This is a genomic window from Microbacterium sp. NPDC060132, from assembly GCF_042729675.1.
Taxonomy (GTDB): Bacteria; Actinomycetota; Actinomycetes; order Actinomycetales; family Microbacteriaceae; genus Microbacterium; species Microbacterium sufflavum.
Genome location: NZ_JBHWXU010000001.1, coordinates 1,008,999 through 1,029,018, shown reverse-complemented (window position 1 = coordinate 1,029,018; position 20,020 = coordinate 1,008,999). Strand labels below are relative to the sequence as shown.

At 71.4% G+C, this 20,020-nt stretch carries 22 protein-coding genes; 12 read left to right on the top strand and 10 right to left on the bottom strand.

Translation table 11 applies throughout. From position 1 onward, the window contains the following. Nucleotides 1-3: 3 nt before the first annotated feature. The 4 genes from ACFWCH_RS05160 to ACFWCH_RS05145 are packed head-to-tail and all read left to right on the top strand — an operon-like array spanning nucleotide 4 to nucleotide 3,644. Entirely contained in the window at nucleotides 4-1,065 is a 1,062-nt protein-coding gene (locus ACFWCH_RS05160) for an ABC transporter permease (RefSeq protein ID WP_136033861.1), read from the top strand. Beyond that, the gene (locus ACFWCH_RS05155; protein WP_136033863.1) at nucleotides 1,062-1,973 is read left to right on the top strand and encodes an ABC transporter permease; all 912 of its coding nucleotides are present in this window, start codon (nucleotides 1,062-1,064) and stop codon (nucleotides 1,971-1,973) included. The genes ACFWCH_RS05160 and ACFWCH_RS05155 overlap by 4 nt, the downstream gene beginning before the upstream one ends. After that, nucleotides 1,970-2,812 (top strand): ABC transporter ATP-binding protein, encoded by an 843-nt coding sequence (locus tag ACFWCH_RS05150; RefSeq protein ID WP_378803049.1) that lies wholly within the window; start codon nucleotides 1,970-1,972, stop codon nucleotides 2,810-2,812. The genes ACFWCH_RS05155 and ACFWCH_RS05150 overlap by 4 nt, the downstream gene beginning before the upstream one ends. Continuing rightward, nucleotides 2,805-3,644, top strand: coding sequence for an ABC transporter ATP-binding protein (locus ACFWCH_RS05145; RefSeq protein ID WP_378803048.1), 840 nt, complete (start codon nucleotides 2,805-2,807; stop codon nucleotides 3,642-3,644). Before ACFWCH_RS05150 ends, ACFWCH_RS05145 begins: the two co-directional genes overlap by 8 nt. 60 nt (nucleotides 3,645-3,704) lie before the next feature. Here ACFWCH_RS05145 and ACFWCH_RS05140 read toward each other — a convergent pair whose 3' ends face one another. Beyond that, on the bottom strand, nucleotides 3,705-4,409 hold the full coding sequence (locus tag ACFWCH_RS05140) for a hypothetical protein (protein WP_378803047.1): 705 nt from the start codon (nucleotides 4,407-4,409) through the stop codon (nucleotides 3,705-3,707). 225 nt (nucleotides 4,410-4,634) lie between these two features. Between ACFWCH_RS05140 and rpsF the strand changes: the two genes are divergently transcribed. The 5 genes from rpsF (at nucleotide 4,635) to ACFWCH_RS05115 (ending at nucleotide 7,148) form a co-directional block, all read left to right on the top strand. After that, complete coding sequence (rpsF, locus tag ACFWCH_RS05135; protein ID WP_021201450.1) at nucleotides 4,635-5,003, top strand: 30S ribosomal protein S6; 369 nt, start codon at nucleotides 4,635-4,637, stop codon at nucleotides 5,001-5,003. 5 nt (nucleotides 5,004-5,008) lie between these two features. Further along, on the top strand, nucleotides 5,009-5,509 hold the full coding sequence (locus ACFWCH_RS05130; RefSeq protein WP_136033869.1) for a single-stranded DNA-binding protein: 501 nt from the start codon (nucleotides 5,009-5,011) through the stop codon (nucleotides 5,507-5,509). Between the two features lie 59 nt (nucleotides 5,510-5,568). Continuing rightward, complete coding sequence (gene rpsR, locus ACFWCH_RS05125; protein WP_017203799.1) at nucleotides 5,569-5,823, top strand: 30S ribosomal protein S18; 255 nt, start codon at nucleotides 5,569-5,571, stop codon at nucleotides 5,821-5,823. An 11-nt stretch (nucleotides 5,824-5,834) separates the two neighbouring features. Beyond that, complete coding sequence (rplI, locus tag ACFWCH_RS05120; protein ID WP_136033871.1) at nucleotides 5,835-6,287, top strand: 50S ribosomal protein L9; 453 nt, start codon at nucleotides 5,835-5,837, stop codon at nucleotides 6,285-6,287. Between the two features lie 129 nt (nucleotides 6,288-6,416). Beyond that, nucleotides 6,417-7,148 carry a GntR family transcriptional regulator gene (locus ACFWCH_RS05115; protein WP_136033873.1) on the top strand — a complete coding sequence of 244 codons (732 nt, stop codon included), beginning with the start codon at nucleotides 6,417-6,419 and terminating at the stop codon, nucleotides 7,146-7,148. 69 nt (nucleotides 7,149-7,217) lie between these two features. Here the strand turns inward: ACFWCH_RS05115 and kynU are convergent, their stop codons facing one another. Genes kynU through ACFWCH_RS05070 form a run of 9 tightly spaced genes read right to left on the bottom strand, consistent with a single transcriptional unit; the run spans nucleotide 7,218 to nucleotide 15,611 of the window. Next, a complete protein-coding gene (kynU, locus tag ACFWCH_RS05110; RefSeq protein WP_378803046.1) occupies nucleotides 7,218-8,507 on the bottom strand; it encodes a kynureninase in 1,290 nt (429 codons plus the stop codon). A gap of 26 nt (nucleotides 8,508-8,533) precedes the next feature. Beyond that, entirely contained in the window at nucleotides 8,534-9,526 is a 993-nt protein-coding gene (locus ACFWCH_RS05105) for an amidohydrolase family protein (RefSeq protein WP_247638011.1), read from the bottom strand. Between the two features lie 7 nt (nucleotides 9,527-9,533). Then, nucleotides 9,534-10,058 carry a 3-hydroxyanthranilate 3,4-dioxygenase gene (locus tag ACFWCH_RS05100; RefSeq protein WP_136033880.1) on the bottom strand — a complete coding sequence of 175 codons (525 nt, stop codon included), beginning with the start codon at nucleotides 10,056-10,058 and terminating at the stop codon, nucleotides 9,534-9,536. Beyond that, nucleotides 10,055-10,507, bottom strand: coding sequence for a RidA family protein (locus ACFWCH_RS05095; RefSeq protein ID WP_136033882.1), 453 nt, complete (start codon nucleotides 10,505-10,507; stop codon nucleotides 10,055-10,057). Before ACFWCH_RS05095 ends, ACFWCH_RS05100 begins: the two co-directional genes overlap by 4 nt. Next, nucleotides 10,504-11,310 (bottom strand): 2-keto-4-pentenoate hydratase, encoded by an 807-nt coding sequence (locus ACFWCH_RS05090; protein WP_378803045.1) that lies wholly within the window; start codon nucleotides 11,308-11,310, stop codon nucleotides 10,504-10,506. Before ACFWCH_RS05090 ends, ACFWCH_RS05095 begins: the two co-directional genes overlap by 4 nt. Beyond that, nucleotides 11,307-12,344 (bottom strand): 4-hydroxy-2-oxovalerate aldolase, encoded by a 1,038-nt coding sequence (gene dmpG / locus ACFWCH_RS05085; RefSeq protein WP_378803044.1) that lies wholly within the window; start codon nucleotides 12,342-12,344, stop codon nucleotides 11,307-11,309. The genes ACFWCH_RS05090 and dmpG overlap by 4 nt, the downstream gene beginning before the upstream one ends. After that, nucleotides 12,341-13,279 (bottom strand): acetaldehyde dehydrogenase (acetylating), encoded by a 939-nt coding sequence (locus tag ACFWCH_RS05080; protein WP_378803043.1) that lies wholly within the window; start codon nucleotides 13,277-13,279, stop codon nucleotides 12,341-12,343. Before ACFWCH_RS05080 ends, dmpG begins: the two co-directional genes overlap by 4 nt. Next, complete coding sequence (locus ACFWCH_RS05075) at nucleotides 13,276-14,106, bottom strand: 2-keto-4-pentenoate hydratase (protein ID WP_378803042.1); 831 nt, start codon at nucleotides 14,104-14,106, stop codon at nucleotides 13,276-13,278. The genes ACFWCH_RS05080 and ACFWCH_RS05075 overlap by 4 nt, the downstream gene beginning before the upstream one ends. After that, nucleotides 14,103-15,611, bottom strand: coding sequence for a 2-hydroxymuconic semialdehyde dehydrogenase (locus ACFWCH_RS05070; protein WP_378803041.1), 1,509 nt, complete (start codon nucleotides 15,609-15,611; stop codon nucleotides 14,103-14,105). Before ACFWCH_RS05070 ends, ACFWCH_RS05075 begins: the two co-directional genes overlap by 4 nt. Before the next feature lie 83 nt (nucleotides 15,612-15,694). Here ACFWCH_RS05070 and ACFWCH_RS05065 point away from each other — a divergent pair, with 83 nt between their 5' ends. The 3 genes from ACFWCH_RS05065 to ACFWCH_RS05055 all read left to right on the top strand — a co-directional run bounded on the left by ACFWCH_RS05065 (nucleotide 15,695) and on the right by ACFWCH_RS05055 (nucleotide 19,993). Further along, on the top strand, nucleotides 15,695-16,663 hold the full coding sequence (locus ACFWCH_RS05065) for a LysR substrate-binding domain-containing protein (protein WP_136033891.1): 969 nt from the start codon (nucleotides 15,695-15,697) through the stop codon (nucleotides 16,661-16,663). 123 nt (nucleotides 16,664-16,786) lie between these two features. Beyond that, nucleotides 16,787-18,400 carry a hypothetical protein gene (locus tag ACFWCH_RS05060; RefSeq protein WP_206252196.1) on the top strand — a complete coding sequence of 538 codons (1,614 nt, stop codon included), beginning with the start codon at nucleotides 16,787-16,789 and terminating at the stop codon, nucleotides 18,398-18,400. Between the two features lie 102 nt (nucleotides 18,401-18,502). Then, nucleotides 18,503-19,993 carry a DHA2 family efflux MFS transporter permease subunit gene (locus ACFWCH_RS05055; RefSeq protein WP_378803040.1) on the top strand — a complete coding sequence of 497 codons (1,491 nt, stop codon included), beginning with the start codon at nucleotides 18,503-18,505 and terminating at the stop codon, nucleotides 19,991-19,993. Nucleotides 19,994-20,020 lie beyond the last annotated feature (27 nt).

Below are 20,020 nucleotides of genomic sequence, written 5' to 3'. Positions count from 1 at the left end.
TCCATGACGACAGTGGCCGTGCAGAGGCAGGCGCAGCGGCGCCGTTCGCCTCTCGTCGGATACCTGCTGCGGCGGGCCGGGACCTCCCTGCTCCTGTTGGTGGGCGTGACGATCGTCACGTTCGCGCTCACCAACCTGGTGCCGGGAGACCCGGTCTCGGCCGCCCTCGGTGAGGGCGCGTCGCAGAACCCGGCGACCCGCGAGGCGTTCATCAAGGCGAACGGACTCGACCAGCCACTGTTCGTGCAGTACTTCATCTATATGGGGAACCTGCTCCGCGGGGACCTCGGCACGTCGCTGGTGACCGGACGCCCGGTCACCAGCGACCTCGCCACCGCGGTGCCCGCGACGATCGAGATCGCGATCGGGGCGATCATCGTCAGCCTCGCGGTCAGCATCGTGCTCGGCACGCTCGCCGCCTACCGCCGGGGCCTCGTCACCGACCAGGTCATCCGCGTGGTCACCCTCGTCGGCCTCAGCGTCCCCACCTTCTGGCTCGCGCTGGTCAGCTTCTACGTCTTCTTCCTGGAGCTGCGCATCGCGCCGGGCTCCGGTCGCATCTCGCCGTCGATCACCCCGCCGCCGCGCGTGACCGGGCTCTACACGGTCGACTACCTGCTCAACGGCGACGGCGTCGGCTTCTTCGATGCGCTCGCCCACCTCGCTCTTCCCGTCATGGTGCTCTCGCTCGTGACCATCGGCCTGCTCACCCGGTTCATCCGCACGTCGGTGCTGGAGGTGCTGGGCAGCGACTACGTGCGGGCCGCCCGCGCCAAGGGCCTCCCGGCCATGCGCGTCATCCTCGACTACGTGCTCCGTGGAGCCTCGCTGCCGATCCTCACCGTGGTGGGCGTCGCATTCGGGGCCCTGCTGTCGGGCACCGTGCTCGTGGAGTCGGTGTTCGCGTGGCCGGGCCTGGGCACGTACGCCTACAACTCCGCCGCGAACCTCGACCTGCCCGGCATCATGGGCGTCGGCCTGGTCGTCGGCGTCATCTACCTCCTCATCAACTTCATCGTCGACCTGCTCTACGGCGTGCTCGACCCGAGAGTGAGGATCGCATGAGCCGCATCGACGCCGCCGCCGGCCCCTGGCGCTTCCGCTTCCGCTGGCCCCGCGCCTGGCGCACCCCGCTCGGCATCATCGGCACCGTGATCGCGGCGGCCTGGATCGTCATCGCCTTCACGGCGCAGTGGTGGGTGCCGTACCCGCCGAACGCGCAGGTGCTGCCGCGACTGCAGGAGCCGGGCATCGACACGATCCTCGGCACCGACGGCAACGGCCGCGACATCTTCTCGCGACTCATGACCGGAGCGACCGTGAGCCTGCCGCTCGCGCTCATGCTCGTGATCGCGGCGATGATCATCGGCACGCTGATCGGCGCCGTCGCGGGCTACTTCGGCCGCGCGGTCGACGAGACGCTGATGCGCATCACCGACCTCTTCATGGCGTTCCCGACCGTGATCCTCGCGATGGTGGTCGCCGCGTCGCTCGGCCCGTCGCTGTTCAACGCGGTGATCGCGGCGATCGTGGTGTCGTGGCCGCAGTACGCCCGCGTCACCCGCAGCATCGTGCTCGGCCTGCGCGGACAGAACTACGTGATCGCCGGACGCCTGCTCGGCCACTCGCCGCTGCGGACCCTGTTCGTCGACATCCTCCCCAACATCGCCGGGCCCGTGCTCGTGCTCGCCACGCTCGACATCGGCGCCGCGATCCTGCTGCTCTCCGGCCTCTCCTTCCTCGGCCTCGGCGCGCAGCCGCCCACCGCCGAGTGGGGGTCGATGATCTCGGGGGCCATGCAGAACTTCGACGCCTGGTGGCTCGGGGTGTTCCCCGGTCTCGCGATCCTCACGGTCGTGCTGGCGTTCAACTTCCTCGGCGATGCGATGCGCGACGTGCTCGACCCCACCGCCGAGGTCACGCACGAGAAGGAGGCCGACCACCAGGCCTCCGCGACGGGGGTGCCCGCATGACCGCCGCGCTGAGCATCCGCGATCTCACGGTCGACATCGGCCGTCCGCTCGTGAAGGGCGTGTCGCTCGAGCTCGAGGCCGGGCGCATCCACGGCCTCGCGGGCGAGTCGGGCTCCGGCAAGACCCTCACCTCGCTCGCGGTGCTCGGGCTGCTGCCGCGGCAGGCCCGCACGGGCGGCTCGATCACCCTCGCGGGGGAGGAGCTGCTCGGCCTGAAGCGCCGCGGCCTCAACCGCATCCGCGGGAAGCGCATCGCGATGGTGTTCCAGGACCCGTCGGCGTCGCTGCACCCGCAGCTCCCGGTCGGCCGCCAGCTCACCGACCACATGCGCGTGCACCTCGGCCTCACGGGCGCCGCGGCGCGCGAGCGGGCGGTGGAGCTGCTGCAGACCGTGCAGGTGCCGAACCCGGCGGAGGCGCTGAAGCGCTACCCGCACCAGTTCTCGGGCGGGCAGCGGCAGCGCATCGCGATCGCGTGCGCCCTGGCGTGCGACCCCGAGGTGCTGCTGGCGGACGAGCCCACCACGGCGCTCGACGTCACGGTGCAGGCCGGCATCCTGCAGCTGCTGCGCGACCTCGCGATCGAACGGAACCTCGCCGTGCTGCTCGTGACGCACGACCTCGGCGTGATGAGCGCGATCGCCGACACCGTCGCGGTCATGAAGGACGGCCGCATCGTGGAACTCGCCGACCGCGAGACCCTGTTCCTGCACCCGCAGCACGAGTACACGCGGATGCTGCTCGCCGCCCTCCCCGGCTCGCGCATCGAGGCGCCCACGGTCGACGCGACGGACCAGGTCGATGCGGTCGACCCGATCGAGGAGGATGCGCATGAGTGAGGTCAGCGTCCTCGACGCGCGCGACATGGTCGTGCGCTACCCGGGCAATCCGCCGGTGATCGCCGTGAACGGGGTGTCGGTCCGCGTGGCCGCGGGGGAGACCGTCGCGCTGGTCGGCGAGTCGGGCAGCGGCAAGTCGAGCCTCGCCCGCGCCGTCGTCGGCATCGAGAAGACCGCCGCCGGCACGGTCGAGTTCCGCGGGGCCCCGGTCGCTCCGCTCGGCATCCGCCGCCGGTCGACCGCCCTGACCGGGATCCAGATGGTGTTCCAGGACCCGTCGACCTCGCTGAACCCTCGCCGACGCATCGGCGACCAGATCTCCGACGGCATCGCCACCGCCCGAGCGCGCGGTGCCGCCGGATCCACCGTGGAGGAGTGGCTCGAACGCGTCGGGCTGCCCGCGAACGTCCGCACCCGCTTCCCGCACCAGTTCTCGGGCGGGCAGAAGCAGCGCATCGCGATCGCCAGGGCCCTGGCCGCGCGGCCCTCGCTGCTCGTGGCGGACGAGCCCATCTCGGCGCTCGACGCCTCGACGCAGACGAGCGTGGCCGGACTGATGCGAGACCTGGTGGCCGAGTCCGGCGCCGGCATGCTCTTCATCTCGCACGACCTCGCCGTGGTGCGCCGCATCGCCGATCGCACCCTGGTCATGTTCGCGGGACGGGTGCTCGAGTCGGGCCCCACGGAGCAGCTGTGGTCCGCGCCGCAGCACCCCTACACGCAGGCCCTGCTCGCGGCCATCCCCGAGCCGGACGGCGCCGGCCGCATCCCCGACGCCCCCTCCACGGACGACCGCGCCGTGTGGGCCGAGGTCCCGCCCGTCGCCTACTGACGCCGGGCCGGACGACGAAGGGCCGGGGCGCATGCCCCGGCCCTTCGTGTCATCCCCGGATCACACCGGGGCGACGATGTCCTGCTTCACGTCCCACTCGGTGATCTCCATCGCGATCTCCAGCGACTGGCCCTCGACGGACGCGGTGCTCTTCGATGCGAGGTTGACGTAGTCGGCGGTGACCTCGAACGCCACGTCGACCGTCGTGCCCTGCTGGTCGACCGAACCGGTGATCAGGAACACCTTCTGGCCGAGGCGCTCGCCGGTGCCGCTCACGGCGAAGTCGCCCGCGAGGGCCTCGGCCGCGGCGGCGGGGTCCATGGCGGCGACGTCGGCCGCGCTCGTGCTGAGGCCCGCGATGATCGGGTCGCTGGAGTCCGGGTCGGCCGGCTGCCAGTCGCTCGACGGCGACTTGACCCACACGTCGTCGCCGATCGCGACGATCGAGCCCATCGGCGAGATCGACTCGAGGGCGTTCTCGGAGGGGTTCACGCGGGCGGTGCTCTCCATGCCCAGCACGCTCGTCTTGGCGGCGTAGCCCGCGGAGTCGGCCATCGCGTCGGCGATGCACGTGCCGAGCGCCGTGCCGTCGACGGTCGCGCCCTCGGCCAGCTCGGGGCAGTCCGTGGCCGGTGCGTCGGCCTCCTGCGATGCGGCCGTGCTCGGCTTCGCGTCGGCCGGCTTGTCCGATCCGCCCGCCGAGCATCCGGTGAGCATGACGGCGGCGGCGAGAACGACGCCGACCCCCCACTTGTTGACGCGCATGGCGCCCCCCTCCAGTCATGTGCCCGATGACGGTCATCGGGCACGCCCTCCAGCATGCCAAGCCGCGGGCCGATCGGTGGGAGGCGGCTCGGAGGAATGTCCGCTAGACTGTCGAGGTTGTCTGCCTTCCGGCACCCACTCGGGTTCCACGGGCGGGCACGTGCACACACCCTCCTGCTCCCGGGAAAGTCCCGAGAGCCGTTCTAGTCCGAAGGAGGTGGGTAAGTGACGCACCAGTACGAACTCATGGTCATTCTGACCCCCGAGATCGACGAGCGCCAGGTCGCCCCGACGCTCGACAAGTTCCTGAAGGTCATCACCAACGATGGTGGCTCGATCGAGAACGTCGACATCTGGGGCAAGCGCCGTCTGGCCTACGAGATCCAGAAGAAGACCGAGGGCATCTACGCCGTCGTCAACTTCACCGCGACCAGCGCCGCCACGCAGGAGCTCGACCGTCAGCTCAAGCTGAACGAGCAGATCATGCGCACCAAGGTCCTGCGCGCGGAAGAGGCTCAGGCGATGATCGCGTCCGAGGCCAAGCGCTCCGAAGAGAAGGCTGCCCGCAAGGCCGCCAAGGCTGCGAAGGCCTAAGTCTCATGGCCGGCGAAACCGTCATCACCGTGGTGGGAAACCTCACGGCCGACCCCGAGCTGCGGTACACGCAGAACGGGCTGCCGGTGGCGAACTTCACCATCGCATCGACGCCGCGCAACTTCGACCGTGCCGCGAACGAGTGGAAGGACGGCGAAGCGCTGTTCCTCCGCGCGTCGGTCTGGCGCGAGTTCGCGGAGCACGTGGCGGGCTCGCTGACCAAGGGCATGCGCGTGATCGCGCAGGGCCGTCTGCGTCAGCGTTCCTACCAGGACCGCGAGGGCAACCAGCGCACCGCGATCGAGCTGGAGGTCGACGAGATCGGCCCCTCGCTGCGGTACGCGACCGCGCAGGTCACCCGTGCGGCCTCGAGCGGTGGCGGTGGCGGGCAGTCCCGTCCGCAGCAGCAGCAGGTGTCGGAGGAGCCGTGGTCCACGCCCGGCTCGTCGACCAGCGCCGACGCCTGGAGCACTCCGGGCAGCTTCGGCGACGACACCCCGTTCTGATCAATTCTCCGGATGCGCGCGAGCGCGCAGCGTCCGATCATCATCACTAAGGAAGAGCAATGGCTGGAAAGTCGAGCGGCGACCGCCGCAAGCCGCGGAAGGGCGCGAAGAACGCCGCCCCCGCGAAGTCCATCCGGGTCGGTGTCATCGATTACAAGGATGTCGCCACCCTCCGCAAGTTCGTCTCGGAGCGCGGCAAGATCCGCGCCCGTCGCATCACCGGTGTGTCGGTGCAGGAGCAGCGTCTGATCGCCACGGCGATCAAGAACGCCCGCGAGATGGCGCTCCTGCCCTACGCTGGCGCCGGCCGGTAAGGGGTACTGAGATGGCAAAGCTGATTCTCACGAACGAGGTCGCCGGGCTGGGTAGCGCCGGTGACGTGGTCGAGGTCAAGAACGGGTACGCCCGCAACTACCTCATCCCGCAGGGTTTCGCGACCGCGTGGACGCGCGGTGGCGAGAAGCAGGTCGCGTCGATCCAGGCCGCACGCCAGGCGCGTGCGATCCACGACCGCGACGAGGCCGTGGCCCTGAAGAACTCGCTGGAGGCCGCCAAGGTGCGCCTCGCGGTCAAGGCCGGCAAGGAGGGTCGTCTCTTCGGCTCGGTCAAGACCGCCGACGTGGCCGACGCGGTCGAGGCCGCCGGTCTCGGTGCGATCGACAAGCGCAAGGTGCACATCACGTCGCCCATCAAGGCGACCGGTGAGCACGAGGCGACCGTGCGACTGCACGAGGACGTCACCGCGGTCATCACGCTGCAGGTCGTCGCCGCCAAGTAAGGCACGTCTGTCGAACGCCCTCCGTCCTCCGGGACGGGGGGCGTTCGTCGTTCTCCGGCCGCGACGCGTTCGGTGATCTTGGATCCAGAATGCAGAGTTTGAGGGCTTCGATCCGATAGCCTCTGACCCATGGTGAAGTCAGGGGACGCGGCCGCGTCTGCGAAGGATCGCGCCGATGCGCTGCAGAAGCTCGCCCAGCGACACGGGGCCGGGTATCGGTCGGTCGGCGCGATGGCGTACGACATCATCCGCGACGCGATCCTCGATGGCACGCTCCCGCCCGGAATGAAACTGCGCCAGGAGACCCTCGCCGAATCGATCGGCATCTCCCGCCTCCCGATCCGCTCCGCCCTCATCCAGCTCGAGGCCGACGGGCTCGTGGTGTTCCACGCCCGCCGCGGCGCGATGGTGCGGGCGCTGTCCACGGAGGAGGCCGGGGAGGTCTACCACCTGCGCATGCTGCTCGAGAAGGAGGCGCTGCGCCTGGCGATGGCGGAGATCACGCCCGAACGGGTCGAGCGCCTGCGGGAGCTCGCGAAGACCGCCGACGACATCTCCGAGGGCGGCGAGTTCGTCGAGGCGCGCACCGAGTTCTACGCCACCCTGTACGACGCGCAGGCCCGCCCGCTGCTGTGGGAGATGATCGAGCAGCTGCGGCTCAAGCTCGGGCGCTACGTGCTGGGGTGGCGGCTGGGGCCCGCGGGCTCGCACGATCATTCGCACACCGAGCTCGTCGACGTGGTCGCGGCCGGCGACGCGAAGAAGGCGCTGGGCGTGCTGGAGGCCCACCTGACCCAGGTGCGCGACGGCGTGATCGCCCTGCTCGACGACGCGGCCGCGGAGGGCGCGGACAACTCCTGACGCGGCGCACGACTCGCGGCGGGCGACTCCGCCGACACACCGCTCCGCGGGCGCAGGACAGCCCGGGGCTCAGGTGACGGTGCCGCGGCGCGCGAAGCGGGGCTCGCGCCACACCTCGGTCTCCAGCACGTCGTGCAGCACGTCGACCGCATCCCACACGTCGGCGTAGGAGGTGTAGAGCGGGGTGAACCCGAAGCGGATGAGGTCGGGCGCCCGGAAGTCGCCGATGACCCCGCGCTCGATCAGGGCCTGCATCACCGCATAGCCGTCGTCGTGGCGCAGGGACACCTGGCTGCCGCGGCGGGACGACTCGCGCGGTGTGACCGACACGATGCCCCAGCGCTCTGCGAGCCGGGCGTCGACGAGCGACAGGAACAGCTCGGTCAGCCGCAGGCTCTTCTCGCGCAGCAGCTCCAGGTCGACGTCGTCCCAGATGTCGAGGCTCGCCTCCAGTCCCGCGACCGACAGCAGCTGCGGTGTGCCGACGCGGAACCGCTCGATGCCGGGCGCCGGGGCGTAGTCCACCGTGAAGTCGAACGGACGGGCGTGGCCGTGCCAGCCGGTGAGCGCGGGCCGGGCGGCGGCGTGATGGCGGGACGCGGCCCACAGGAACGAGGGTGACCCCGGGCCGCCGTTGAGGTACTTGTAGGTGCAGCCCACCGCGAAGTCGGCCCCGGCGGCGTTCAGGTCGATCGGCAGCGCCCCGGCGCTGTGGCACAGGTCCCACACCACCAGCGCCCCGGCGGCCTGCACGCGGCGCGTGACCTCGGCCAGGTCGTGCAGCCGCCCGGTGCGGTAGTCGACCTGGGTGAGCACGACCACCGCCACGTGGTCGTCGAGCATGTCGTCGAGCGTGGGGCCGTCGTCGGCGATCAGCCGCCGCTCCAGGGGTTCGCCGCCGCCGAGCAGCTCCTGCACGGCCTCCAGCATGTACAGATCGGTGGGGAAGTTGCCGCGCTCGGCGACGATCACGCGCCGCCCCGGCCGCATGCGCACCGCCGCGACCACGGCCTGGAAGAGGCTCGCCGACGTGGAGTCGCCGAGCACGACCTCGCCCTCCGCGGCGCCGATCAGCGGGGCGATCCGGTCGCCGACCGTACGCGGCTTCGCGAACCAGCCCGCGTCGTTCCAGCTGCGGATGAGCCCGGTGCCCCACTCCTCGGTGATCACGCGCTGCACGTGCGCCGGGGTGTGCCGGGGGAGCGCGCCGAGGGAGTTGCCGTCGAGGTAGATCACGCCCTCCGGCAGCACGAAGCGGTCGCGGAACGACCCGAGCGGATCGGAGGCGTCGAGCGCCTCGCAGGTGGCGCGGTCGAGGGCGGGGCGGGTCGTGGCGCTGGGCGGGGTCGTGGTGCTCATGGGGCGGGTCCGTTCGGGTCGTGCGGTCAGCGGCCGAGGAAGCGCAGGGCGTTGTCGCGGAGGATGGCGGTCTTCTCGGCGTCGTCGAGGAAGGCGGAGCGGTGGACGACGTCGCCGACCGGTCGCTCGCCCAGGGGATACGGGTAGTCGCTGCCGACCATCACCTGCGAGGCGCCGAGCGTGTCGACGAGCAGGCGCAGCGCGGCCGGGTCGAACACGACGCTGTCGACACTGAACCGGTCGAGGTAGGCGGAGGGCGGCTGTGCGCTCACGCCGATCACGTCGGGCCGCTGCCGCCACGCGTTCTCGAAGCGGCCGAGCCAGAACGCGAACGAGCCGCCACCGTGCGCGAACGCGAGCCGCAGCGACGGCGGAACGCGGTCGAACACTCCGCCGAGGATCAGCGCGATGATCGACAGGTGCGTCTCGGCGGGCATGCCCGTGAGCCAGCGGGCCATCCAGCGATCGAGTCGCGGCGAGCCGGCCATGTCCCACGGATGCACGAACACGGGGATCCCGCGCTCGGCGCAGTGCTGGAGGAACGTGACGATGCCGGCGTCGTCGAGGTCGCGGTCACCGACGTGGTTGCCGATCTCGACGCCGGCGTGACCGGAGGCGATCGCGCGGTCGGCCTCGACGCACGCGGCATCCGGATCCTGCAGCGGCACCTGCGCGAACGGGATGAGCCGATCGGGTGCGGGGGCGCAGATCTCCAGCGCCAGGTCGTTGAAGAGGCGCGCGACCTTCACCGCCTCGTCTCCCGACTTGTCATAGGAGAAGAACAGCGGGGTGGGGGAGACCACCTGCATCTCCACCCCGTCAGCGTCCATGTCGGCCAGGCGCACCTCGGCATCCCAGCAGTCGTCGCCGATGCGACGGAACTCGGACTCGCCGAGCATGATCATCGCCTCGCGCTCGGAGTCCACGCGCAGGGTCGGCCAGAGCCCCGGCCCGACCTGCGTGGACAGGTCGGGCCAGGCGCTCGGCACGAAGTGCGTGTGGACGTCGATCGTGCCCAACGCCGCGTCAGCCCTTGCCGGGATGGACGGTGCCGCACTCGGGGCAGGTGCGCCCCTCCTCGCTGTCGTAGAACTCGCGGAACACCGGCGGCAGGTCCTCCACGATGTCGCGCACCTGCAGCTCGACCTCGTGCACCTTGGTGTTGCAGTTCGGGCAGAACCACGCGAACTTCTCCAGCGTGCCCTCCTCGCGGATGCGCTCGATCACGATGCCGATCGACCCCTCCTCGGGGCGCTGCGGGGAGTGGAACACGTTGCCGGGCAGCAGCCACATCTCGCCCTCGCGGATGTCGATGCGCTGCGGGCCGTCCTCCGTCTGGATGTTCACGTGCATGTTGCCGCGGTACTGGTAGAACCACTCCTCGTACGGATCGAAGTGGAAGTCGGTGCGCTGGTTGGGGCCGCCGACGACCTGCACGATGAAGTCGCCCATCGGCGTCCACGCGGCCTTGTTGTTGACCGGCGGCTTCAGGAGGTGCTCGTTCTCCGTGATCCAGGCGGCGAAGTCGATGACGGGTGGGATGGTGCTCATTTCTCCTCCTCGAGAGTGGCAGGGGTGGTGCGGTCGGGGCGCCTCGCGATCGCCTGGATCTCGAGGCGCAGGTGCGGATGCGGCAGGGCGTGCACGGCGACCGTGGTGCGGGCCGGGCCCTGCTCGTCGAAGTACTCGGCCCAGACGGCGTTGTAGGGGGCGAAGTCGTTCATGTCGACCAGGAACGTCGTGGCCTGCACGAGGTCGTCGAGGTCGCAGCCCGCGGCGGCCAGCACCGCGCGGATGTTCTCGATCACGGCGCGGGTCTGCACCGCGACGTCGAGCCGGGTCGCCCCGAACTCGTCGACCTCGGCGCCCGCGATCGTGTTGTCGGGGCGGCGGCTGGAGGTGCCCGACACGAACACGAGGTCGCCGCTGAGCTTGGCGTGCGGGAAGCGTCCGCGCGGGGTGGCCTTGCCCTCCACGAGGATGCCGCGGGACTCGGTCATGATGCTCCCTTCGGGCCGGACGACGCGGAACCGTCGTCCGTGCGGATCGTGACGCCGCCCAGACCGGTGACCGTCGCCTCGACCACACCGCGGTCGGGCAGGGGAACAGCGGCGGTCGCGGCCCCGGCGAGGAGCACCATGCCCGCCCGCAGCACGAAGCCGTGGCGGGCGCCGAGTCGAGCGGCCGCGAGGACGGCGCGACCGGGGTCGCCGAGGATCGCGGCGGTCGAGCCCGTCGCGGCGATGCGGCCGTCGACCTCGAGCCGCACGGCCCGGTTGTCGATGGCGCCCGCGCGGTCGAGCGGTGTCCAGGGGCCGATCGTGTAGGCCGCGGCGGAGGCGTTGTCGGCCACCACGTCGGCGAGGCTGAAGCGGAAGTCGCGGTACCGGGAGTCGATGATCTCCAGGGCGGGGGCGACCGCGGCCACCAGTTCCGACAGCGGCCGGTCGACCGCGGATGCGTCGAGGCCGGCGCGAAGGAGGTAGGCGACCTCGGGCTCGATGCGCGGGTGGATGGCGGACCGCCGCGCGAACACGCCGTCGTCGTCCAGGCGCATGGCATCGGTCAGGGTGCCCAGGATCACGTCGTGCACACCCATCTGCTGCGCCTTGGCCCGACTCGTGAATCCGAGCTTGACCCCGGTGATGTGCTCGCCGCGGGCGACCCGTCGGGCGATGAGGGCGTGCTGCGTGGCGTAGGCCGTGGCGAGGTCGACCTCCTCCGTGGGCGACAGCTGGTTGATGGGCGCGGCCGTGCGCTGGGCGGTGTCGAGGGCGGCGGCGTAGACCGCGTCGGTGCTCATGAGGCCGCCCCCGCGGAACGCGCGGCGACCAGGTCGAGCGCGACATCGACGATCATGTCCTCCTGGCCGCCCACCATGCGCCGTCGTCCGAGCTCGACCAGGATGTCCCGCGCGTCGAGGTCGTGCTTCGCGGCCGCGCGCTCGGCGTGCAGCAGGAAGCTGGAGTACACGCCGGCGTAGCCGAGGGTGAGCGTCTCGCGGTCGACGCGCACCGGACGGTGCTGCAGCGGACGCACGAGCTGCTCCGCGGCGTCCTGCAGGGCGAACAGGTCGCAGCCGTGCTCCCACCCGAGCAGATCCGCCACCGCGACGAACGCCTCGACGGGGCAGTTGCCCGCTCCGGCGCCCTGGCCCGCGAGGGAGGCATCGACGCGGTATGCGCCGTGCTCGACGGCGGTCACGCTGTTGGCGACGCTCAGCGAGAGGTTCTCGTGCGCGTGGATGCCGATCTGCGTCCCGGGGTCGAGCACGTCGCGATAGGCGTCCACGCGCGCGGCGACATCGTGCATCGTGAGGCGTCCGCCGGAGTCGGTCACGTACACGCAGTGCGCTCCCGCGTCCTGCATGATCCGCGCCTGCTCGGCGAGCCCGCGCGGATCGTTCAGGTGGCTCATCATCAGGAACCCCGACACGTCCATGCCGTGCTCGCGCGCCCACGTGATGTGCTGGATCGCGACGTCGGCCTCGGTGCAGTGGGTGGCGACCCGCACGCTCGCGACGCCGAGGTCGCGGGCGCGGGCGAGGTCGTCGATCGTGCCGATGCCGGGCAGGATCAGGGTCGTCAGCACCGCCCGGTCCAGGACCTCGGCGGCGGCCGCGATCCACTGCCAATCGGTGTGGGCGCCGTGCCCGTAGGCGACGCTGGATCCGCCCAGGCCGTCGCCGTGCGCGACCTCGATCGCATCCACGCCCGCCGCCTCCAGGGCCCGGGCGATGTCGCGAACCTGGTCGGTCGTGTAGCCGTGGCCGATGGCGTGCATGCCGTCGCGCAGCGTCACGTCCTGCACGTACACGCGCGGAGTCGAGCCGGTCATGCGGGAACCCCCGTCCGTCGGGCGACGAGTCGCTCGGCGGTGCGCAGGGCGGCCGAGGTCATGATGTCGAGATTGCCCGCGTACTCCGGAAGGTAGTGCCCGGCGCCGGTCACCTCCAGCAGCACGGTCACGCGCGTGCCGCGGAACGCCCGGTCGAGTGCCGGGACGTACCCCTCGTCGACCGCGTCGAACTGCACGTCCTGCGCGAGCCGGTAGCCGCCCACGTACCCCTGCACGGCGGCGACCATATCGGTCACCGAGGTGCGGACGGCGTCGCGGTCGAGCGTGGCGGGGTCGCCCTCGACCAGGCAGTACACGGTGTCGCGCATGATGAGCGGCGGGTCGGCGGGGTTCAGCACGATGATGGCCTTGCCCCGCTCGGCGCCCCCGATCACCTCCAGCGCGCGGGCCGTGGTCTCGGTGAACTCGTCGATGTTCGCGCGGGTGCCGGGTCCTGCGGACTTCGAGGCGATCGAGGCGACGATCTCGGCGTATGCGACCGGGGCCACGCGCGACACGGCGGCCACCATGGGCACGGTCGCCTGCCCGCCGCACGTGACCATGTTCAGGTTGGTGGCCCCGGCGTGCGCGTCGAGGTTCACCACGGGCACCACGTAGGGGCCGATCGCGGCGGGGGTGAGGTCGACCATGAGCCGTCCGGCGTTGCGCACGAGGGCGTCGTTGCGGGAGTGCGCGCCGGCCGAGGTCGCGTCGAACACCAGCTCGACATCGGCGAACTCGGGCAGGGCGAGCAGCCCGTCCACCCCCTCGTGCGTGGTGGCGACACCCAGGCGGCGGGCGCGCGCGAGGCCGTCCGAGTGCTCGTCGATCCCGGCCATCGCCACCACGTGCAGCGTGGTCGACAGCCGCTTCACCTTGATGAGCAGGTCCGTGCCGATGTTGCCGGAGCCGATGATGGCGATTCCCGTGGTCATGCCGCCGCCCCTTCCGTCGCCGTGCCGGAGGCCGTGCCGTGGAAGTCGGCGCGCACCTCTCCGAGTCCGTCGAGCCGGGCGCGGAACACGCCGGCCGTCGCGTCGACCATGGGCCCGAGCGCCCCGGACAGGATCACCTCGCCCGCGCGCAGCGGCTGTCCGCGCCGGGCGACCTCGCGCGCCAGCCAGGCCACCGCGATCACGGGGCTGCCCAGGCACGCGGCGCCGCTGCCGGTCGAGACGGGGCGCCCGTCGCGGTCGAGCGCCATGCCGAGCGCGGTCAGATCCAAGCCGTCGAGCCGGCGGGGGGTGGTGCCCAGCACGACCGCGCCGCTGGAGGCGTTGTCGGCGATGGTGTCGGTGAGGCGGATGTCCCATCCCGCCACCCGGGAGTCCACGACCTCGATCGCGGGCAGCACGAACTCCGTCGCCCGCAGCACGTCGGCGACGGTCGCGGTGGGGGAGTCGAGGTCGCGCCCGAGCACGAACGCCACCTCGGCCTCGGCGCGCGGCTGCAGGAAGCGCCCGAGGTCGAGCGGCTCCCGGTCGGCGTGGATCATGTCGTCGAGCAGCACACCGTAGTCGGGGCTGTCCACGCCGAGCTGCGCCTGCACGACCGGCGAGGTGAGGCCGATCTTGCGCCCCACGATGCGCCGGCCCCCGTCCACGCGACGGGCGATGCCGAGCGACTGCACGGCGTACGCGGCGTCCTGGTCGGTGTCGCCGAGCAGGTCGCGCACCGGAGCGCACGGGCGACCGGTCTCGGCCGCCCGCCGCAGCCGCTCGTCGGCGGCCCGCACGGCCTCGGTGTCGAGGACCCCGGTCACAGCTGCACGCACACGTTCGTCGGCTCGGTGTAGAACTCGAGCGAGTGGTGGCCGCCCTCGCGACCGATGCCGGAGAGCCCCACGCCGCCGAACGGGCTGCGCAGGTCGCGCAGGTACCAGGTGTTGACCCACGACATGCCGGTGCGCATCTGCTGGGCGACGCGGTGACCGCGGGTGAGATCGGTGGTCCAGGTGACGGCGGCGAGCCCGTAGTCGGTGTCGTTCGCGAGCCGGATCGCCTCCTCCTCGCTGTCGAACGGGATGAGGGCGGCGACCGGGCCGAACACCTCCTCGCGCACGGTGCGGTGGCTGTTGTCGAGCCCGGTCCACAGCGTCGGCTCGATCCAGGAGCCGCCGTCGAGTCCGTCGCCGAGGGTCGGCACCCCGCCGCCCGCGAGCACCATGGCGCCCTCCGACACCGCGAGGTCGAAGTACGACTGCACCTTCTGCCGGTGCGCCTGCGAGATCAGCGGGCCCGTGGTGGTCGCGGGGTCCTCCGGCCGACCGAGGCGCAGCCGCCCCGCGTGCTCGGCGAGCCCGGCCGCCACGTCGTCGAACACCGACCGCTCGACGTAGATGCGCTCGGTGCACAGGCACACCTGGCCCGTGTTGAGGTAGGTGCTGCGGGCGAGTCCGGCCACCGCGGCGTCGAGGTCGGCGTCGGCGAACACGAGCGCGGCGTTCTTGCCCCCGAGCTCGAACGACACCGGACGCACGCGTGGTGCGACGGCCCGCATGATCGCGGAGCCCGTGGACGATTCGCCCGTGAAGGTCACACCGTCGATGCCGGGGTGCTTCGTGAGGGCCTCGCCCGCGGAACCCGTGCCGAAGCCGTGCACCACGTTCACCACCCCGGCCGGCACCCCCGCCTCCGCGAGGATCTCGGCGAGCAGCGTGGCCGACGACGGCGTCTCCTCGGACGGCTTGATCACCACGGTGTTGCCGGTGGCGAGGGCCGGCGCGAGCTTCCACGTGAGCAGCAGCAGCGGCAGGTTCCACGGCACGATCACCGCGACCACGCCGAGGGGCTTGCGCACCGCGTAGTTGAGGGCGCGGCGGCCGTCGGGCAGCTCGGTGAGGAACGAGTCGAGCCCGGTGGCGGAGACCGTGTCGGCGAAGGAGCGGAAGTTCGCGGCGGCCCTGGCCACGTCGAGGTCGCGGGCGAGGGACTCGGGCTTGCCGGTGTCGCCGACCTCTGCGGCCACGAGCTCGTCGGCGCGGCGGTCGATCGCGTCGGCGACGCCCCGCAGCAGGCGGGCGCGCTCGGCCACCGTCATGCGACCCCACGGTCCGTCGAACGCGGCACGGGCGGCAGCCACGGCACGGTCGACCTGCTCGGCCCCGGCCTCGTGCACCTCGGCGATCAGCGTGCCGTCGATCGGGCTGATCTTGGCGAAGGAGCCGATGCCCTCGACGCGCTCGCCGGCGATCAGGTTGTGGATCGCGCGGGGCACCCGGCCCTGCTCGGCGGCAGGGCGGGGAGGCGTCATCGTCTCGGAAGGCATGCGCTCAGGCTAGGAACGTCGAAGGGATGCCGACAAATACTCTCTTGATGCACTGCCATGCCCCCACGGCTATAGTCCCGCTCATGGTCACCGATCGACTGCTCGACGGCCGGGTCAAGATCCGGCACCTCGTCCTCATCACCGCCATCGCCGACGAGGGCACGCTCGTGCGCGCGGCCGAGTCGCTGCACATCACCCAGCCCGTCGTCACGCGCGGACTGCGCGAGGTGGAGGAGGTGCTCGGGGTCGCACTGTTCGAGCGCCTGCCGCGCGGGGTCAGACCGACGCCGTACGGGCACGCGTTCATCGAGCGGGCCCGGTCCGTGCTCGCCGAGCTGCGGGCGGCGGGGGAGGAGGTGCGGCTGCTGCAGTCCGGACAGCTGGGCACGGTCACGGTCGGCACGCACCTGGCCGGGTCGAACCTGCTGCTGCCGCGGGCGATCGCGGGGCTGAAGGCCGAGCATCCCCGGCTCACGGTGGTGGTGCGCGAGGGCACGCCCGACACCCTGCAGCAGCTGCTGCTCGCGGGCGACCTCGACCTCACGGTGGGGCGGCTGTCGCCCACGGTGCCGGTGCGACTGGAGCAGGAGCGGCTGCACCTCGAGCCGATCCGCCTGGTCGCGCGGGCCGGGCATCCGGTGCTCGGTGGTGCCAAGGCGCACTCGCTCGCGGAGCTCATCTCCTACCCGTGGATCTTCCCCGTCGCCCAGACCGCCCTGCGCGCGGAGCTGGAGGCGGTGTTCTTCCACGAAGGGCTGCCCCTGCCTCCCGACCGCGTGGAGTGCACGTCGATGCTGACGCTGCGCACGCTGCTGATCTCGACCGACGTGATCGCGGCGCTGCCGATGTTCATCGCGGTCGACGACCGCGAGCTGCGGATCCTGCCCACGCCGCTCAGCTCGATCCGGCGTTCGGTCGGCGTCACGCTGCCCAAGGACCGGGCGCCCTCGCCCGCCGCGACCGCCCTGCTGACGCACCTGCGCGAGGAGGGCGCGCGGCTCGCGGCCCTGGAAAGCGAGTACACGGAGGGGGAGCCGCGACCGCTCGGCTGATATGCCCGGATGGTCATGGCTCTGACCCGTATGGATATTGGACAGCATCGCGGCACCGGGTGAATCTGAGGGGGACGACACGACGTCGTGACGATCCCACCCGATTCAGCCAATGGAGGCGACATGGCCGGCTCTCCCTACGTGCCCGATGCGAAGAAGTACCGTCCGGAGGACTTCGAGCGCGTCGCCGGAGAACCGGCCGATCCCGACCCCTCCACGTGGGGCATGCAGCCCGACGGCACGTTCCTGCCGCCCGCCCACACCCCCTCCGTCCCGCGCGACGTGTTCGTCGACTGGCCCGGTCAGCTCGACTACCGCGACCCGGAGACCTACACGCTCAACGCGAAGGCCGAGGCGTTCTACCCGATCGTGGTGAACACGAGCCACTCGTGGCAGTGCATCTACGACTGGGACGGGCGGCGGCTGATGCTGCACTACGGCGGCGGCAACCACTGGAAGCTGTACGACATCACCGACCCGCGCGACCTCACGATCGTCGACGAGGAGCAGTGGGGCTGGGGCGACCCCCGCCCGCAGTTCGGCGCGACCACCGTGCAGTGGAACCAGGAGCTCGGCGCGTACATCGCGATCCAGGCGAGCGAGACCCCGCGGTACTTCCTCCAGGGGCGCGTCGCCAACAAGTGGCTCGACGACACGGTCGAGGGGCAGCTGAAGGAGTGGGAGGGCCTGCGGGGCTTCCGCACCTGGCGGATGGACGGCCCGAGCCCGCGCGAGTGGACGCTGCTCACCGAGGTGTCGACCGACCCGAACCACTCGCCCGGCGAGATCCAGGAGGGCAACGGCGTGCTCGACCTCCCGGTGTACTACGGCGACAAGTACCTGTTCGTGGCCACCGCGCCCGACAACACCTTCACCAACCAGCCGTACCGCACCACACTGTGGACCGCGGGCCACGCGGCCTACGACGTGTCCGACCCCGCGAAGCCCGAGCTGCTGTCGACCTGGTGGGTGCCCGGCTCGCGGGCCGGCGAGGAGGACGACTCCCCGTACCTGGCCGACAACGACCGCTGGAACAACAAGACCTCCTGGTTCGGCTCGCGCATGGGCGTGTTCCTGCCCCGCTCGGTCGAGTCGGGCTGGAAGTACGGCTACGCGGCGCAGGGCGGCCAGGGCTTCTTCGTGCTCGACGTCTCCGACCCGACGGACATCCATCACGTGGGCTGGTGCCCGCTGCCGACGAGTGTCGCCGGCACCGAGGGCGACAACGTCGACACCACCCAGGTGGAGGAGACCGGGTACGTCTACGTCTCCGGCTACCCGATGAACACCGACTGCTACGAGCCCGCCAAGGAGATCTACCAGATCGACGTGAGCGACCCGACGAACCCGCGGGTCGTGCGCACGCTGCCCCGGCCCACGCCGCCCGCGGAGGCGGCCTTCACCGACTGGGCGCAGCGCCGCGGCTCGTTCGGTCCCAAGCGCTCCGGCTACTTCACCAACACCGGCACGCCGCACGGCGGGGTCATCCCGTACGCGTTCTACGCCGCCGGTCTGCAGATCTTCGACGTGCGCGACCCCGAGGACCCGAAGGTGGGCGCCTACTTCGTGCCGCCGATGGGACTGAAGGACGACGACGATCTCGCCGCACCCGTGCACGGCATCTTCGTCGAGTGGGACCGCAACCTCATCTGGCTGTTCGCGAACCACGGCATCTACGCCGTGTCGACGCCGCTGCTGGGGGAGCCCGTCACCGGGATCCCCTCCGCCGACGGCTGACCCCGGCCACCGGAACTCCGGCGTCCGTCCTGCACTCGGGGGCGAACAGGACGGACCCCGGACCACCCGCCCCCCCCGTGACGCCCCACCCGAAAGCAGCTCATGACGCAGACAGTCCGGCCGTGGCCCGCCCTGTGGGCCCTGTGCATCGGCTTCTTCATGATCCTCGTGGACACGACGATCGTGGCGATCGCCAACCCGGTCATCCTCGCGGCGTTCGACGCCGACCTCACGACGGTGATCTGGGTGACCAGCGCGTACCTGCTCGCCTACGCGGTGCCGCTGCTGATCACGGGCCGCCTCGGCGATCGGTTCGGCCCCAAGCGGGTGTACCTCACGGGACTCGTGCTGTTCACCCTCGCCTCCCTCGCGTGCGGCCTGTCCGGCAGCATCGAGATGCTGATCGCGGCGCGGGCCGTGCAGGGCTTCGGCGCCGCGCTGATGACGCCGCAGACCATGGCGATCATCGCCCGCGTCTTCCCGCCGCGCGGCCGGGGCCAGGCGATGGGGGCGTGGGGTGCCGTGGGCGGCCTCGCGACCCTCGTCGGGCCGATCCTGGGCGGCGTGCTCACCGACACGGTCGGCTGGGAGTGGATCTTCTTCGTGAACGTCCCGGTCGGCGTGGTGGCGTTCGTCGTCGCGTGGCGGCTGGTGCCGGATCTGGACGGCCACCCCCATCGGTTCGACCTGCTCGGCGTGATCCTCTCGGGTGCCGGGCTCTTCCTCCTGGTCTTCGGACTCCAGGAGGGGGAGGTGTACGACTGGGGTGTGATCGCCGGTCCGGTCACGGTGTGGGGGCTGATCGCCGCGGGCGTCGTGCTGCTGGTGCTGTTCGTGGTGTGGCAGCGCGTCAACCGCGCCGAGCCGCTGATGCCGCTGGCCCTGTTCCGCGACCGCAACTTCTCCGTCGCGAACGCCACGATCTTCCTGGTGGGGGTCGGCATCACCGCGATGCCCGTGCCGCTCGCCTTCTACTTTCAGGTCGCCCGGGGCCTCGACCCCACGCTCGCGGCCCTCATGCTCGCGCCGATGGCGGTGGTGTCCGGAGTGCTCGGGCCGTTCGTCGGAAAGCTCAGCGACCGGGTCGGACCGCGCTGGGTGACCTTCGCCGCGTTCACGATCTCGGCGGTCGCGATGGCCTGGTACGCCGCGACCATGACGCTCGATGCGCCGTTCTGGCTGCTGCTGCTGCCGTCGGCGCTGCTCGGGGTCGGGGTGTCTGGCATGTTCGGGCCGCTGGCCTCGACCGCCACGCGCAACCTGCCGCACACGCAGGCCGGGGCGGGCTCCGGGGTCTACTCGACGACGCGGCAGATGGGCTCCGTCATCGGTTCCGCCCTGCTGGCCGTGCTGATGAACGTGACCCTGGCGGCGCAGATCCGCGGGTTCGTGCCCGGTGCGATCCACCCCGGCAGTGTGCTGTCTGACGAGGACGGCGCGGGGCTGGCGCGGGCGATGGCGCAGTCGCTGCTGCTGTCGGCCGTGGCCTTCGGGGTGTGCGCGCTCGTGGTGCTGTTCTTCGTGAGGCCGCGGCCGTGGGGTGCACCCGCCGCCCCGCAGCCGGTGGCGGCGACGACGGGAGAGGGACGATGATGGCAGCGACGATTGTGGATCCAGAAT